Origin of the sequence: Paenibacillus sp. FSL P4-0081 (assembly GCF_000758565.1) — a bacterium.
GTDB lineage: Bacteria > Bacillota > Bacilli > Paenibacillales > Paenibacillaceae > Paenibacillus_AQ > Paenibacillus_AQ phytohabitans.
The window spans coordinates 2,182,241-2,197,831 of sequence record NZ_CP009280.1 but is presented as its reverse complement, the minus strand read 5'-3'; the positions used below and the strand labels follow the sequence as shown (position 1 = coordinate 2,197,831).

At 50.8% G+C, this 15,591-nt stretch carries 14 protein-coding genes, 1 tRNA gene and 2 pseudogenes; 5 read left to right on the top strand and 12 right to left on the bottom strand.

What is annotated here, in order from left to right; translation table 11 throughout:
* Positions 1-12: 12 nt before the first annotated feature.
* The 7 genes from mltG to P40081_RS09310 all read right to left on the bottom strand — a co-directional run bounded on the left by mltG (position 13) and on the right by P40081_RS09310 (position 5,882).
* Positions 13-1,059, bottom strand: coding sequence for an endolytic transglycosylase MltG (gene mltG / locus P40081_RS09340; protein ID WP_081969892.1), 1,047 nt, complete (start codon positions 1,057-1,059; stop codon positions 13-15).
* A gap of 134 nt (positions 1,060-1,193) precedes the next feature.
* The gene (locus tag P40081_RS09335; protein WP_039295631.1) at positions 1,194-1,502 is read right to left on the bottom strand and encodes a DUF1292 domain-containing protein; all 309 of its coding nucleotides are present in this window, start codon (positions 1,500-1,502) and stop codon (positions 1,194-1,196) included.
* Entirely contained in the window at positions 1,495-1,803 is a 309-nt protein-coding gene (locus P40081_RS09330) for a DUF1292 domain-containing protein (protein ID WP_036696606.1), read from the bottom strand. Before P40081_RS09330 ends, P40081_RS09335 begins: the two co-directional genes overlap by 8 nt.
* 13 nt (positions 1,804-1,816) lie before the next feature.
* Positions 1,817-2,233 carry a Holliday junction resolvase RuvX gene (gene ruvX, locus P40081_RS09325; RefSeq protein ID WP_042140895.1) on the bottom strand — a complete coding sequence of 139 codons (417 nt, stop codon included), beginning with the start codon at positions 2,231-2,233 and terminating at the stop codon, positions 1,817-1,819.
* Entirely contained in the window at positions 2,233-2,508 is a 276-nt protein-coding gene (locus P40081_RS09320; protein WP_036696603.1) for an IreB family regulatory phosphoprotein, read from the bottom strand. Before P40081_RS09320 ends, ruvX begins: the two co-directional genes overlap by 1 nt.
* A 319-nt stretch (positions 2,509-2,827) precedes the next feature.
* On the bottom strand, positions 2,828-5,461 hold the full coding sequence (gene alaS, locus P40081_RS09315; RefSeq protein WP_042134971.1) for an alanine--tRNA ligase: 2,634 nt from the start codon (positions 5,459-5,461) through the stop codon (positions 2,828-2,830).
* The gene (locus P40081_RS09310; protein WP_042134969.1) at positions 5,448-5,882 is read right to left on the bottom strand and encodes a hypothetical protein; all 435 of its coding nucleotides are present in this window, start codon (positions 5,880-5,882) and stop codon (positions 5,448-5,450) included. The genes alaS and P40081_RS09310 overlap by 14 nt, the downstream gene beginning before the upstream one ends.
* A gap of 81 nt (positions 5,883-5,963) precedes the next feature.
* Here P40081_RS09310 and P40081_RS09305 point away from each other — a divergent pair, with 81 nt between their 5' ends.
* The gene (locus P40081_RS09305) at positions 5,964-8,684 is read left to right on the top strand and encodes a tetratricopeptide repeat protein (protein WP_042134967.1); all 2,721 of its coding nucleotides are present in this window, start codon (positions 5,964-5,966) and stop codon (positions 8,682-8,684) included.
* Between the two features lie 154 nt (positions 8,685-8,838).
* Here the strand turns inward: P40081_RS09305 and P40081_RS09300 are convergent.
* Positions 8,839-9,021 (bottom strand): annotated as a pseudogene (locus P40081_RS09300) (alanine--tRNA ligase-related protein); the annotation flags it as partial.
* 466 nt (positions 9,022-9,487) lie between these two features.
* On the opposite strand from P40081_RS09300, the gene P40081_RS09295 reads away from it, so the two are divergent.
* Positions 9,488-9,564 (top strand) — tRNA-Pro (locus P40081_RS09295).
* A 386-nt stretch (positions 9,565-9,950) separates the two neighbouring features.
* Here the strand turns inward: P40081_RS09295 and P40081_RS09290 are convergent.
* A complete protein-coding gene (locus P40081_RS09290; RefSeq protein WP_042134964.1) occupies positions 9,951-10,658 on the bottom strand; it encodes a DUF421 domain-containing protein in 708 nt (235 codons plus the stop codon).
* Between the two features lie 107 nt (positions 10,659-10,765).
* Entirely contained in the window at positions 10,766-12,184 is a 1,419-nt protein-coding gene (locus P40081_RS09285; RefSeq protein WP_052421736.1) for an MDR family MFS transporter, read from the bottom strand.
* A 117-nt stretch (positions 12,185-12,301) separates the two neighbouring features.
* Here P40081_RS09285 and P40081_RS09280 point away from each other — a divergent pair, with 117 nt between their 5' ends.
* Entirely contained in the window at positions 12,302-12,895 is a 594-nt protein-coding gene (locus P40081_RS09280; protein WP_042134962.1) for a TetR/AcrR family transcriptional regulator, read from the top strand.
* Positions 12,896-12,998: 103 nt separating this feature from the next.
* Here P40081_RS09280 and P40081_RS39745 read toward each other — a convergent pair.
* Both P40081_RS39745 and P40081_RS39275 read right to left on the bottom strand, forming a co-directional pair.
* Positions 12,999-13,259, bottom strand: a pseudogene (locus P40081_RS39745) (MerR family DNA-binding protein); the annotation flags it as partial.
* Positions 13,260-13,271: 12 nt separating this feature from the next.
* Positions 13,272-13,415 carry a MerR family DNA-binding transcriptional regulator gene (locus P40081_RS39275; RefSeq protein WP_231575312.1) on the bottom strand — a complete coding sequence of 48 codons (144 nt, stop codon included), beginning with the start codon at positions 13,413-13,415 and terminating at the stop codon, positions 13,272-13,274.
* 91 nt (positions 13,416-13,506) lie between these two features.
* Here P40081_RS39275 and P40081_RS09270 point away from each other — a divergent pair, with 91 nt between their 5' ends.
* Together P40081_RS09270 and P40081_RS09265 are read left to right on the top strand one after the other, a co-directional pair.
* A complete protein-coding gene (locus tag P40081_RS09270) occupies positions 13,507-14,352 on the top strand; it encodes an SDR family oxidoreductase (RefSeq protein WP_039295569.1) in 846 nt (281 codons plus the stop codon).
* Positions 14,353-14,566: 214 nt separating this feature from the next.
* Positions 14,567-15,544, top strand: coding sequence for a Gfo/Idh/MocA family protein (locus tag P40081_RS09265; RefSeq protein ID WP_042134959.1), 978 nt, complete (start codon positions 14,567-14,569; stop codon positions 15,542-15,544).
* Positions 15,545-15,591 lie beyond the last annotated feature (47 nt).

Below are 15,591 nucleotides of genomic sequence, written 5' to 3'. Positions count from 1 at the left end.
GTAGCTCTTTTCCTACTGATTTTGTTTGCTTTTTTCGATATTGGCTAAATGTTCCTTGTAGGTCTTGGCGAATAAATGCGCCTGGGAACCATCCTTCTTGGTGACATAGAAGAAATACTCCGATACCTCCGGAGTCATTGCGGCTTCAATAGAAGCAAGCCCCGGGCTGCTGATCGGTCCAGGCGGCAATCCTTCCTGCTTGTACGTATTATAAGGGCTGTCCACCTTCAGGTCCTTCTCGTAGAGCCGCTCCTTCTGCTTGTCCAGCAAATACTGGACCGTAGCATCAATCTCCAGCTTCTGCCCCTTGTCCAGTCTGTTATAAATAATACCGGCGACCAGCGGACGTTCCTCGTTCACTACCACCTCACGTTCTACGAGCGAAGCAACCGTCATCAGCTCATGCAATGTAAGTCCACGGTTCGCCAGCTTCGCCTTCCACTCAGGGATCGTGTCAAGCTTCTTCACCAGCTGCTCCAGCATGGCTTCAATGACCTCCTGCGGAGTACTGTCCTTGGCCAGCTCATAGGTTTCCGGGAACAGATACCCTTCAAGACGGTGCCGCAGCTCCTTATTCTCCGGGATTCCTAAAGTCCCTACTGCCTCAAGGCCCGCACCTGAGTCAATCAACTGCAGGAAAACCTCTGCCTTCTGGTTCCACGCTTCAGCCAGCTTATCTGCAACCTGAGTCGCCGTATACCCTTCGGGTATCGTGAATACAACGGTATCTTCCTTCACGACATCCCCTGCATTCATCCGGCTGATCAAGGTATCATAAGTGTCGCCCGGACTCACGTTATAGGTTCCTGCCTTGAAGCTGGAGCCTTCCTGGACCCACTTTAAATACCCTTTAAAAAATAATCCTTTCTTGATAATTCCCTTCTCTTCGAGCAGGTCGGCAATTTGCGAGCTTCCCATACCCTTCTCTATCGTAACCGTCACGGCCGGCCCTGCGGGCTCCACCGGCTGCATTCCATTCCAGATATACCATGCTCCTCCCCCTGCAGCAGCTGCCAGGACAAGGATTATAATAAGCACAGTGCGGATCACGGCTTTCAAATGTTACGCCTCACTTTCCGACTATAAAGTATAAAATTGTATTGTCTTAAATTCAACACTTTTTTTATTTCCTGCATTCCAAGCAAAAAGAGCGCGGAAAAAAATCCGCCCTCTTCCGTGCTAATGCTATGACTTTATTCGGTATCTTCAGCCGGGAAGGTAAGCTCATCGTACAGCTCGGAAACATCCTCCCACTCTTCATCGTCCATAATGCTCTCCAGCTCAGGAAGCCCGTCAGGGGAAACCACGATCCGCAGAATTTCCTGCTCCGCAGCTCTTCCTGAACCGGCCAAAACAGCATAAGCACGGTCACCGACAGCAAATTCAGCAATAATATCGTAAACGGAAGACTTGCCCTGCTCATCTTCCAGTTCTACTGTTTCTCCGTATACTTCTTTAAGCTTCGAAGTCCATACCGCTTGATCAGCGGAAAAATCAGTCATTCTCCGCTCCTCCATCCAGCTCGTCTACCAAAGTATTGAAGGTTTCTTCTACAATAGCCCATTCCTCGTCATTCTCAATCATGAACAGCTGCAAGTCGTCGCCGTCTTCTTCGTAACGGAACGCATAGACTTCATCAGTCTCTTCATCCTCAGAATCCAGTGGAACCACCATCATATACTTCGCGTCCGATCCGTCGACTTCAAACTTCATGATGACCTCAAATTCCTCTTCATTACCTTCCTCATCAGGAATATAGATAATTTCCGGTTCTTCTTCTTGGCCGATCTGCTCGTTTGTCATATCCGCACACCCCTCACCTTTTACTGTTAGCATCCAAAAAATTTTGCAATATCAGGGCTGCGGCCATTTTGTCCACAATCCCCTTGCGTTTCTTCCGACTGACGTCCCCTTCAATCAGCACCCGCTCAGCAGATACCGTCGTCAGACGCTCATCCCAAAGGTGTACGGGTAAATCAAGTTGCTCCCGCAGCTGGTCTGCGAATTCGATGCAAATTTCACCACGGGGTCCTACTGAGCCGTTCATATTCTTCGGCAGCCCAACGACAATCTCACCGATTTCGTACTCCTTGACCAGTTCACGGATACGGTCGAATTCGTTGCCGTTTCCGCGCCGCTCAATAGTCTCCAAAGCCTGCGCTGTCCACCCGAAAATATCGCTTGTGGCGACACCGATTCTGCGGTCGCCGTAATCCAGTCCCAGCTTCTTCATCATTTCGGCTGGTCCACCCGATGATTGGCCAGATAGAACCGGACCAGTTCCTCAATCAGCTCATCACGTTCTTTTCTCCGGACCAAACTTCTCGCATTGTTGTGGCGCGGAATGTAAGCCGGATCTCCGGAAAGTAGATACCCTACGATCTGGTTGATCGGATGATATTCCTTCTCCACCAGCGCGTCGTACACGGCGAGTAAAATTTCCTGGGGAGAAGCTTCCTTTTCGTCGCCCTTCACATTGAATTTGACCGTTTTGTCCATGGAGTCCATTTGTGACACCTTCCTTCTGCAAAATCACCCCTATTCGGGCGGCTTCGCAAAGTTGCTGCTGTACAGCTTACTTGCTGCCTTCATCATAACATATTCATGGCCCAACGAGGAAATCCTGCCACTGTAAAAGCGCTTTTTTTGGTATTTTATCTACAAAAATAGATGTTTTTTTGGGTTTTAAGCTATTGCAAGCCCCGGGTCAATAATGAATAACCCCAAAAATTATACATTTTGTGAATAAAGCAGCGGTACTGATATGTTGCCCTCAGTACCGCTGTATCTTTATCCGGGGAATTTCTCAGCTATTTCAGGCAATCCGTTAAGCCAATGCAGCTACAAGCTCTTCGGCCTTCTTCAAGGCTTCGCCCAGCTTGGAGGCATCCTTGCCGCCAGCCTGTGCCATGTCCGGACGTCCGCCGCCGCCGCCGCCGCAGACCGCAGCGATTTCTTTGACCAGCTTGCCGGCGTGGAAGCCTTTCTTCACCAGGTCCTGCGGCACAGCAACCACAAAGTTCACCTTGTCATCCATTACTGCGCCGAGCACCAGTACGGCATCCGGAAGCTTGGATTTCAGTTCATCGGCAGTCGAGCGCAGAGCATCAATATTGCCGGCTTGCACGGATACTGCCAACAGCTGTGTGCCGCCGCCAACTGTAATTACACTGCTGGTCAGCTCAGCTGCAAAGGTTGCGCTCAGCTTGGACTGCAGCGATTCGTTCTCGCGGCCCAGCTCACGAACCTGGGCATGCAGGGCTTCGATCCGCTTAGGCACATCGCCCAGCGAGGACTTCAGCAGTGCTGCCGATTGCTTCAGCAGATCCAGCTGGCTCTCCGTGAACTGGTAGGCGTAGCGGCCGGTCACCGCTTCAATCCGGCGCACACCGGAACCGATGCCGCTCTCGCTGAGCAGCTTGAAGATTCCGATCTGCGATGTATTGGCTACGTGGCATCCGCCGCACAGCTCCAGGCTGTAGTCGCCGACCTGCACGACACGGACGATATTGCCGTATTTCTCACCGAAGAGCGCCATCGCTCCCATAGCTTTGGCTTCATCAATCGGCTTGTTCTCAATGACAACATCGAGGCCGCGCCAGATCTGGGCGTTCACGCGTTGTTCGATATCGCTGAGCTCCTCCGGAGTGATGGCTCCGAAATGCGAGAAGTCAAAGCGCAGGCGTGAACCTTCTACTAAAGAACCTGCCTGGTTGACATGGCTGCCAAGCACTTCCTTCAGCGCTTTGTGCAGCAGGTGTGTTGCCGTATGGTTCTTCACGATATCCTCACGCTCGGCACGGTTCACTTCCGCACGGACCGTGTCTCCAACCTTCAGGTCCCCGGCTTCGACAGTAACCAGATGCACATGCTGGCCATGCGGAGCTTTGAAGAGTCCGGTAACCTTGGCAGTCACAGAGCCGCCGGTCAATAGTCCGGTGTCGCTGACCTGGCCGCCGCTTTCCGCATAGAACGGAGTCTTTTCAAGGATAACCTGGCACTGGGCGCCTTCACTGACGACATCAGCAAGTGCGCCGTCAACTACAATCGCCAGCACTTTTGACTCGGTTACCGTGTCATTATATCCAACAAATTCACTTTTAACCGTCAGCTCGGCAAGTGCTCCGCCCTGAATCTTCATGCTGGCGCTGTCCTGGCGGGCTGCTCTGGCGCGGTCACGCTGCTCCTGCATCGCAGCATCGAAGCCTTCACGGTCTACCGTAAGCCCCTGCTCGGAAGCGAAGTCCTCTGTCAGGTCAAACGGGAATCCGTAAGTGTCATAGAGCTTGAACGCATCAGCGCCGGCAATGGTACTCAGTCCGTCCCCTTTGGCTTTGGCGCTGATCTCGCCCAGGATAGCCAGACCGTCGGACAGTGTCTCGTGGAAGCGTTCCTCTTCCAACCGGATGATTTTGGCAATATATTCACGGTTCTCCACTACGGAAGGATAATACACTCCCATGATGTCGCCCACTGTCTCTGTCAGCTCATGCAGGAACGGGCGGTCCAGTCCCAGAGTCTTGCCGTAGCGCACGGCACGGCGGAGCAGACGGCGGATAATGTAGCCGCGTCCTTCATTAGAAGGAAGCACTCCGTCACCTACTGCAAAAGTAACGGTACGCACATGGTCGGCAATGACTTTGAGCGCGATATCCTGTTCAACATTATCCTTGTAGGTTACACCGGCAAGTCCGGCAGTCTTCTGGATAATCGGCTGGAACAGGTCAGTGTCGAAGTTGGAGTCCACATCCTGCAGAATGGAAGCGAAGCGTTCCAGACCTGCGCCGGTATCAATATTCTTGTTAGGAAGCGGTGTGTAGCTGCCGTCCTTGTTATGGTTGAACTGCGAGAACACGAGGTTCCACACTTCCAGCCAGCGTTCATTCTCGCCGCCCGGATACATCTCAGGATCACTCATATCACTGCCGTAAGCCTCGCCGCGGTCATAGAAGATCTCCGAGCAAGGGCCGCAAGGTCCTTCACCGATGTCCCAGAAGTTCTCGTCGCCCAGCTTGATGATGCGTTCTGCAGGCAGACCGACTTTTTCATTCCACAGCTTGAACGCTTCTTCGTCCTCTGCATACACGGTAACGGAAATCCGGTCGCCGTCAAAGCCGATCCATTCCTTGCCGGTCAGGAATTCCCAAGCCCAGGTAATCGCTTCTTCCTTGAAGTAATCGCCGATGGAGAAGTTACCCAGCATCTCGAAGAACGTGTGGTGACGGCGCGTCTTGCCTACGTTCTCAATATCATTGGTACGGATACATTTCTGTGAGTTGGTCAGGCGGGGATTCTCAGGAATCTCCCGGCCGTCGAAGTAGGCCTTCAGCGGCGCCATACCTGCGTTAATCCACAGCAGCGATGGGTCATTGTGCGGCACGAGCGAGGCGCTCGGCTCAATGCGGTGACCTTTACTCTCAAAAAACTGCAGCCATTTGGAACGGATTTCACTTGCTTTCATCATGTACAGCTCCCGTCTCATCATTTAATGCGGCACTTTGGCCGGAAATCTCATTGTTGCCCCAAAAGTTACCCGAAAAATCAAAAACAAAAAACGCCCCTGAATTAGATTCAGGGACGATGATTATCGCGGTACCACCCTGGTTATCGCCTTGTTCCGTGAGAAAACGGACTATTGCAGACGATCGCCTTGTGCGGCTGTTAACGGGTGCCCCCCGGCGGGATTGTCCCCGCACTCCGAAACTAGCTTTCTGCCGGCCTGTCTTCAAGGTTCTCACAGCCAATTGCGGGGAATCCGCAAAGGAACCTGTTCTCTGATGGAGCCATTCTCCGGCGTACTTGTTTTCATCAACGTTTTGTCCGATTTGCATTTTAACATTTTCAGTATAGCCAGCGGCTTTGGTTCTGTCAATCTTCATCAAGAGATTTACAGCTCTTCCATGTCCGAATATAATCAAATTATTATTTAGCAATTCATTCCATTTGTCACTGGGGGAGCTTTCTTGGAAATCAGTAAAAAAGAACTGTCAACGGTCAATGAGATTATTTATAAGAATATGGACCTATGGCTCAAGAAGCTGAACAAACGCATTCACCTCAAGCTATATGCGCTGGTGTATGACAACAATGACAAGCTCACCAAAATCGTTCGTGTCAAAAAAACAGTACCCGCTTCCAATGGTGAGCCTGGCGTTGCCCAGGATATATTCCCGGAGGTGGACTTGCAGACGGTATTTGACGAGCTGCGTATTCTTCCAGCCGATGAAGGCAAACTGCCCGCTACAATTGAGGTCTTAAAGTGCTTTCTGGATAAACAATGCTACAAGTCCCTGGCGGATTACAAACAGAAGAGTGCCGAGGACAAAACAGAGGAAAGCGAGGTCAAGGCGCAGCCAGAGAGTGAAGATACAAGGCTACTCTATGCTAATCATTTTCAATACCTTGGGGCCAAGAATACACAAGTTACGCTTTCTTACCTATTGGAAATAAGGAATGTGGATGCGGTGTCGCGGGAGCTATTCTTCTCCAGGCCTCAGTTCTCGTTCCTCCGGATGTCGCTGGACTATTTCTTCGGTAACTATTTCTCGATGAATCCCAAAGGAGAAATTACACTGCAAGACAACAAGATCCAGAGCCGCTTCGATGAGGACCCCCTGCTGTTCAACCGAAGAATGTCACGTTTATTTTTTGGCAAAATGCAGGAGTACATCCTTAGCAATAAATCTGCTGACGTTCCTGAATTCAACAATGACTTAAAGTTTGATTATTCTATACATAGCCTAATGGAACAGATGGACGAAATCTCCAGCCTCCCCTATGAGAATGCAAGCCCGTTCGGCTCCATCCTGTTTCTGAACAGCCAGGCCATCGACTTGCCGGGATTGATCCGCTTCAGCATCCAGTTCAAGGAGACGGGCCGAATTCTGCTGGACGATGCCAAACGTATCCGTAAGCTGCTGGAGCTGACCAATGAAGATAAGGATCTGTATCTCATTGCGGACCATAGGCATATTTACGGACTGGGCGAAGTGAACTGGAACCTGCAGCATAGCACCCTTGCCGTTCGTCTCGATTTCAACGGCTTATCCAAATTAAAGCTGGTTCTGGTTCACACCGAAGCTGAATTGTCCAAAGGCGGGGAACTCATTGTAGAGAATGACAAGCGTTACTACCGTTCAGATCTTGCCATGGTGGAGCAACCGCTGATTTCATTATGCTCCAAGAATCCCAGACTGGGCGAAGAAGGCTACAGCTCTGAACGGTTCATGAAGCTGCTGGAGAATACGTTCTGGAAGGGGCAGTCCACTGCTGCCCACCAATCCAGCATTAAAGCTCTGGACCTGATTGTCCGAAAGGCCAGGGAACAGAAGCACGGAACTATGGTCGTTATTACAAATCCCGATACGGCCGAGCAGGAGCTTACCACCTTAAGCAAACAATCCACGCCCATTGAGGAAAAAGCAATTCATCCGGATCATGTTAAATTTCTGACAGCGATTGACGGCGCGATCTATTTCGACACCCAAGCCCGGTGCCACGCGCTTGGAGTGATTCTGGACGGCAATGCCAAACCGGACATCGGCGATCCCAGCCGCGGCGCCCGCTTCAACTCGGCCCATCGCTATCTGCATAAGCTTAAGGATAACGGTGACCAGAAATGTGTCATTGCGATCATTTCCGAAGACGGCATGGTTAATCTGATTCCCGAGAATGAGAACGAAGACCTGCTGCTGGCCACTGCCGAAGAGATGATTGACCTCATTAATGTGGATGAGCCGGATCTGAACAAGCTGGAGGCCAAGGGGAAACTGCTGCTGGAATCCAGCATCGTCGATAGTGAGTGGTTGTTTAAGGTGGGGAGAGCCTGCTGGAATGCGGAAATGTATGATAAAGCTTTTGAATTTGCAAATCACGCCGAGGACCAGGCGAATTCGGAATTTATATCCGCATCCAATTATAATCTGATCGGGATTTGCTATTATGCTAAAGCCCATAATCAAGACGATGATCAAGCGAATATGAAGTATTACGAAAAAGTTATTGAGATGTGTGAGAAGGCTGTTGAAAATTCACTTCATGGTGAGAATCGGTACCACATCTATAAGCAAAATATAGGTTTTTCTTGCTATAAATTATTCCAAATATTAAAAAATAACTCGGATGATTATTATGCAATACTGGAAAAAGCCATCTATTCATTAAGTGAGGCGATCGAGGAACGGAAACGCAGATCTCTTGAAAACAGTAAGCAACTATATTTTAGAAGAGCCTATTGTCTTCAGGAACAAGCTGAATCGGAAGAGAGTGAAGTTACTAAAGAAGCCCTATATAGAAAGTCGATTGATGATTACAATCTTTCATTGGAGCTTGAACCCAAAGATCCGGATTCACTCTGGAATAAATTCCTCATCCATGAGTATTTAGTTGAGCTGAATGATGCCGTAGAATGTCTCGCTAGAGTCTTAGTACTTAAAAATGAAGAAATATATATGGAACAATTAGTTGAAATCATAAACAAACAGCCCGATCTGATTCTTGTGGCAAGAGCTGCTTATACCGCGCAAACCGGCAGCGCTTCACTCCCATCGGAATTGGACAAGCTCTACGAAGCCTATCTGGGTAAATTGGAGGCCTTCGATCTAGAAGGTGTGGCAGCTGCCAAGGAGGTGACCTCTCATCCGAAGCCGGATCCGGACGGGGATGAAGAGTTGGATTCAAACTAACGTGCTGCGAGTGCGAAAGGGACGTTACACCAGAACGGGACTCTTGTCCATTCTGGTGTAACGCCCCTTTGTAGCGCCTATTGTTACAACCTTCTGAATTCTACGCCAGCAGCCGCAGCAGCACGATCCCGCTCAGGGCGAGTACAAGGTCCCGAACCACCCGGCCTTCGAAGTTAGCCTTCAGCGGTGCCATGCCTGCGTTAATCCACAGCAGCGACGGATCGTTGTGCGGCACGAGCGAGGCGCTCGGCTCAATGCGGTGCCCTTTACTCTTGAAAAACTGCAGCCATTTGGAACAGATTTCACTTGCTTTCTTCTTGTACAGCTCCCGTCTCATCATTAGTGCGGCCCTCCGGCCGTAATTCTTGACGTTACCCAAAATCAAAAACAAAAAACGCCCCTGAATGAAATTCAGGGACGATGATTATTGCGGTACAACCCTGGTTTTCGCCTTGTTCCGCAGAATCACGGACTGTAGCAGACGATCGCCTTGCGCGGCTGTTAACGGGTGCCCCCGGCGGGATTGTTCCCCGCACTCCGAAATTAGCTTTCTGCGTTGATTTTTAACATTTCCAGTATATCCAGCGGCTTTGGCACTATCAATCTCGGGCAGGAAAATTGCAGGAAGGGGAGCTGAAACTTATGTAAAATGATATTTACAGCGCTTACATACGAGCGTATTATTTAATAATATAGCTAGAACATTGCTGAACTGGATACCTAGGGTTTATTGGTGATATGAGAATGCTCAAAGAATTGGAGCAATTGTATTTTATGCATCAGATTCTACTAATTTCAAATGTCGAGACGTAGCTCAGCTTGGTAGAGCGCTTGCTTCGGGAGTAAGAGGCCGCAGGTTCGAATCCTGTCGTCTCGACCATACAGTTAGTGCCGGAACCCTTGATTTATAAGGGTTTTTTGTTTGGACTCTTTATGATCATCCTTTGTATGTTTATGCATGAGTCTTAACCAATTAAGGCAATTACATCTTTTTCTCCACATAAAGGAGTACCTTCAATTCAGGCTGCCAGTTAATCCAGCCAGCCACAAACGAGCAAGTTGAGGCTTTATTGGAGAGAAGGATTATGATAAACAATGCTGTTCATCCTCCATCTGGAAAGCTGAACGGCGTTGTTTATTTTTGATTATTCCGGCAATTGCGAAGCATAACCATAGCATAAATCACGAGGAGCTTGTAAAGGCGCTAAGACGCCACGAAATCAAAGACCAGAACTGGGAACGGAATAATTAGATATGCATATGATGTCACTCTTTATCCAGCGGATTGCGGATATCATCCTTGTAGAAATCGAAAATGAGCTGCTGCTGCGTTCCTCTCACTGCATAGAACACGTCGGAGATATGTTTTCCTTTGCGTCTTAGCTCGTTCTCCAGCCATTGTGCCGTAAGTCCGTAATTCTTCAGATTATCCTCCATTACGATGCCATCCATAATTAATTCCACCGGGAAGGCTTGCGGATGGGACGGCAGCTTCATATCCTTCTTCTGTACTCCCTGAAAGGCCTCCTTTTTCAGGACGGACAACCTTCCGTTATCTTCAAGAATGGCATACTCCACCTCTTCTATATCGAAAATATCTTTCTCCCGCAACGACTGATCCAGTGAATCCATCGTATATTTAAGCTTGCGCATGTTGCCCTCCAGGATCTTTCCTCCTTCAATCAGTACCGTGGGCGAACCGGAGATCCAAGCTCTCCACTTATGGCTTTTCAGCGCGATCAGCGACAGCAGAAAAGAAAGGGCGGCAACAGCGACAAGGGCCAGAATCAAATAGACCGATTTCAGGCTCTCATTGAACGCCAGGTTGGCGGCTATCGACCCCAGCATGATGCTGGTGACGAAGTTATGAGAAGTCATGTTCGATATCATCTGCTTGCCCAGCAGCTTAGGGATAAACAAAAGCAGAATGACGGAAATTATCGTGCGGACCAGAATATCCATATAAGCATGCATAGCGCAATCCCTCCTCCCTCCATTATTTCCAATACGAACCGAAACAAACGATTTGTACGGGAGGAGACAATGAATTGACCGTAATTATATTGTGACTTAGCCCGGATTTATCTTTTTATTCTCGGCAGAAATGCCGCCGGAATCAGCGCCAGTGTAGCGAAGGCAATCGACCAGATAAACGTATGATCGAACGCAACAGCCATAGCTGCCGGGTCATGGGACAGGACTGAATTAAGCTCGTTCTGCAAAATAATAGCGATAACCGATACGCCAAAGGCGCCGCCGATCTGCTGCATAATACGAGTGGTGCTGCTGGCATGCGGAATTTGCTTCGAAGACAGGCCAATATAGGCCGAAGCCATGACCGGCAGAAAAACAGCCCCTAATCCTGCCCCCCGCACGATCAATGCTGCGCTCAAATAGTAATAGCTCGTTTCTCCGCTAAGCTGCGTAAGCGGCCATGTTCCAAGTATGGTAAGGAGGGTTCCGGCAAGAACGACGGGTCTCGAACCGATCTGATCCGTTAGTTTGCCGGCAAGTGATCTTGTCAGCAGCATCCCGATTCCTTGCGGAACGAGCAGCAGACCGGATATTAGCACGGATTCGCCGCGGACTTGCTGGAAGTACAGCGGCAGCAGCAGCATCGCCCCGTAAGTAGTCAGACCGGACAGGAATAGCAGTGTCGAGGATACCGTAAAGGGACGCACCCGAAACAGCTTAACATCAAGCAAGGCTTCGTCTCCTTTGCGGTAAGCATAAATAACAAACACTGCTAAAAGCACTAACCCGGCTATAACGGGAACGAGAACAGCGGCATGACCGTAACCGTGGCTCGAGCTTACCTCTCCTAGACCATAAATAATGAGAATGATAGCTGGGGACAACAGCATCAGTCCCGGCAGATCCAGCCGCAGTGTCCGGGTTCCGCGCTCTTCATCGGGCAATCCCTTCCACGCCATGAGGATGGCAACGATGCAGAGCGGAATATTCACAAAGAAAATCCATCTCCAGCTCAGATGATTGATGATAAGGCCTCCCAGCACTGGCCCGAGTATCGGCCCAAGCAGCGCCGGTAGAGCCACCGTGGCCATTCTTTTGCCCATATTCTGTCCTCCGGAGGCGCGTACGGCCAAGGTCTGCATAATGGGCATCAGCAATCCCCCGCCGATCCCTTGAATGGTACGGAAAAAAATGAGGCTCTCCACATTCCACGCCATGCTGCACAGCACAGAACCGAGCAAGAACATGCCTAGCGAAAATAGCCACATCGGCTTGCCCCCGAACCGCTCCACCGCCCAGCCGCTAATAGGAATGACCATTGCAAGCGCAAGCAGATAACCGGTCATCACCCATTGAATGGTTGACACCGAGGTGTTAAATTCCCGCACCAGTGTATCAATAGCCACATTCGTTATCGTCGTGTCGAATAACGGGGCCAGAATACCAAGCATGAGAATCCACATCAATTTCTTCGCGGCTGCCTGCTGTTCAGCCGATTCAAGCACTGCAGTATCTTGTTTTTGCAAAATAGATTCCCTCCCTTAGATCGAGAAATAAGAAACAAAAAGTTTCTTATTTGCGCTTATGATATACTATCCCCATATGAAACGCAACGAAAATTTCTAAAGGAGTATGAGACCCATATGTCTACTTCTCAACATCAGGATAAATTGAAAAACAGACGCAGAGGCAAAGAGCTGGAAGGGGCTATACTGCAGGCGGTACGGGAAGAATTGCATGAACAAGGCTATTCTAATCTAACGATGGATGGAGTAGCGGAGCGGTCAGGAACAAGCAAAGCCGTGCTGTACCGCCGATGGGCCAACCGTGCTGAGATTGTACTGGCGGCGGTCCGGGAACGCGTGCCTCTGCCGCTGGAGGAGGTACCCGATAACGGGAATTTGAGGGACGATGTGTGCGGTGTGCTCCGGTCCATGAATCAGAACAATATCGAAGTGATGATGAAGGCTTTCTACGGGCTTGTAACGGAAATCGGCGCCATGCCGCTTGCCTCCTTGATATTCCCAGACGGGCGTCAAAACAGGACAATGACGATTGTACTGCAGCGGGCCGTTGAACGGGGAGAGGTATCGGCCGAGTCCGTTACGCCCCGGATGCTTACTTTGCCGGCAGATCTGGCACGCCATGAGCTAATGCTGTATAACAAACCAATGTCCGAGGAGACCATTGCCAATATTGTGGACGAAGTGTTCCTGCCGCTCGTATTAAAGCGTTGATTACCCTATCTAAATAGAAAAACGAGAGGAGATACGCCGCCAATAATTCGCCGTAAATCTCACTCTCGCCTGATTTCAACATACAATTTGATGTCTCCGCCGCTCAATCAGATGAGCCCGCCTGCCAGCTTTTCATCATCTCCTGCGCCTGCTGCGGATCTGTCATGAGCAACATCCGGTACTCCAGCATCCAGTTCAGGGTATTCAGCATTTGGTCGTATTCTTCCTTCTTGCGTTCGATCTCCCTCTTCTTGCTGCGAATCCAATCTATGATCTGCTGGTTCGTATGCGCATTGGAATCGTGGTCCTGCAGAGCTTCCTTCAGTTCCGCCAGTGAACAGCCGATGGATTGGAACTTCTTGACGAGCTTGAGCCGCTAGACAGCCTCTTCCGAATAGTTGCGGTAATTGTTGCTTTCCCGCCGGACATGCCGTTCATCCAGCAGGCCTTCCTTTTCATAAAAACGGATCGTATGGATCGTGAGTCCCATCTTGTCTGCCAGTTCCTGAATTTTCATCATTATTTCTCCTTTGGACCGCTTGCCCTAGAGTTCACTTCATAGTTTATGCTTAACATGATCAGGCAGTCAACTTATGAAGGAGGATATCATTATGCATGTTTTTGTTACTGGAGCAACGGGGTATATCGGTTCCGCGGTTGTCAAGGAATTGATCAGTGCGGGACATACTGTGACGGGTCTTTGCCGTTCTGAAGAGAAAGCAGCGGGACTAACGGCGGCGGGAGCCACAGCGCTGTACGGTACTCTGGATGATCTAGAGACTCTGAGCAGCGGCGCTGCTGCTGCGGACGGCGTGATTCATCTGGCGTTCACCAATGATTTCTCCGACTTTGAAGGTGCGCTGGCCCTGGATTTGGGGGCCGTTGAAGCTATGGGAGCGGCGCTGGAAGGCTCCGGGAAGCCGTTTATTACCACGGCTCACGCAAATGGACATGCCGTAGATGCTGCAGTGCTCGCAATGGCAGAGCGGGGCATCCGGGCATCCATCGTCTCGCTTGCACCGTCTGTGCACGGCGAAGGCGACCGGGGTTTTGTGCCGATGATGATCGACATCGCCCGGGAGAAGGGCTTCGCCGCCTACATCGGCGACGGAAGTAACCGCTGGCCGGCAGTCCACCGCCTGGATGCGGCGGTGCTGTACCGCCTGGCGCTGGAAGCCGCCCCGGCGGGCTCGCGGCTGCTGGGCGCCGGCGATGAAGGCATTCCGCTCTGCGAGATCGCCGCAGTCATCGGGCGGCAATTGAGTGTGCCGGCGGCCAGCATAACCCCTGAAGAAGCCGCCGCCCACTTCGGCTTCCTTGGTGCTATCGCGGCAATCGACATCACAAGCTTATACAACACTGCGCAGGCAAGCCTGGCAACGCGGGAGCTTCTGGGCTGGCAGCCGGTACAGCCCGGACTGATTGCCGATCTGGAAGAAGGGCATTATTTCGTATAGCTCTGCAACTCTGATTCATAGATACCAGGTGTCCGAGAGAATTGTTGCAGAAACTGCAAGATTTCTCCTGCCAAGCCGCTCGGAGGCGCAAAAATGCTGTCTTTCGTACAACATTTCAGGAATATGGTTGATATAATGAAGAGAATGTTGTATTTAATGCAGGATTTCAAAGCAAAACCCAAAAGCAGGACTAGATGCGGAGGAGGATACTGAGTTGAGCAAAATCATTCACTGGGGCATTATCGGCTGCGGGGATGTAACCGAGGTTAAGAGCGGTCCGGCCTTGCAAAAGGCCGGAGGATCGCAGCTCGCGGCCGTCATGAGGCGCAACGGAGAACTTGCAGCCGACTATGCGCGGCGGCATGGGGTACCCCGCTGGTACGACAGGGCAGCCGGTCTGATAGCCGACCCTGGCGTGGATGCCGTGTATATCGCTACACCGCCGTCCACCCATATGGAATACACCTTAGCGGCAGCGCAGGCCGGAAAGCCAGTCTATGTGGAGAAGCCCATGGGTCTTAATACGGCGGAATGCGAAGCCATGATTGCTGCCTGCGGGCAGGCGGGGGTTCCGCTGTACGTCGCTTATTACCGCAGAGGGCTTCCGCGCTTCCGCAAGGTTAAGGAGTGGCTGGACACAGGAGCGATCGGTGAACCCCGGTTTGTGCGCACCCTGCATATGACTAAGCCGCTCGCAGCGGTAAGTGTGGAGAATTGGCGGGTGGACCCGGAAATTTCCGGCGGCGGGTTATTGCTGGATGTGGGCAGCCATACGCTGGACCTGCTCGATTTCCTGCTTGGCCCGATTGAAGATGTCAACGGACATGCGTCCAACTTTGGAAGCCCCTACAAACCTGAGGATACCGTATCCGGCAGATACCGCTTTGAGACAGGCGTTCATGGGACGGGCATCTGGTGCTTCAATGCCTTTGCTAACGAAGACGTTACTGAAATTATCGGCAGCCGTGGCAGTATCACCTTCTCCACCTTTGCGGAGCAGCCGGTTATTCTCCGGACCAAAAACGGGGAGTACCCTGAATTTATCGCCCACCCGCCCCATATCCAACAGCCGCTGATCCAGTCCATTGTAGATGAGCTTCTGGGATGCGGCACCGCTCTAAGCACCGGCGATACCGCTATCCGTACCAGCCGCGTGATGGATGAACTTGTGCGGAATTACAATGGACGCTGATTGCCGGCATACTTAAAAACAAAAATAAACCTGCAGCATGAACAGCC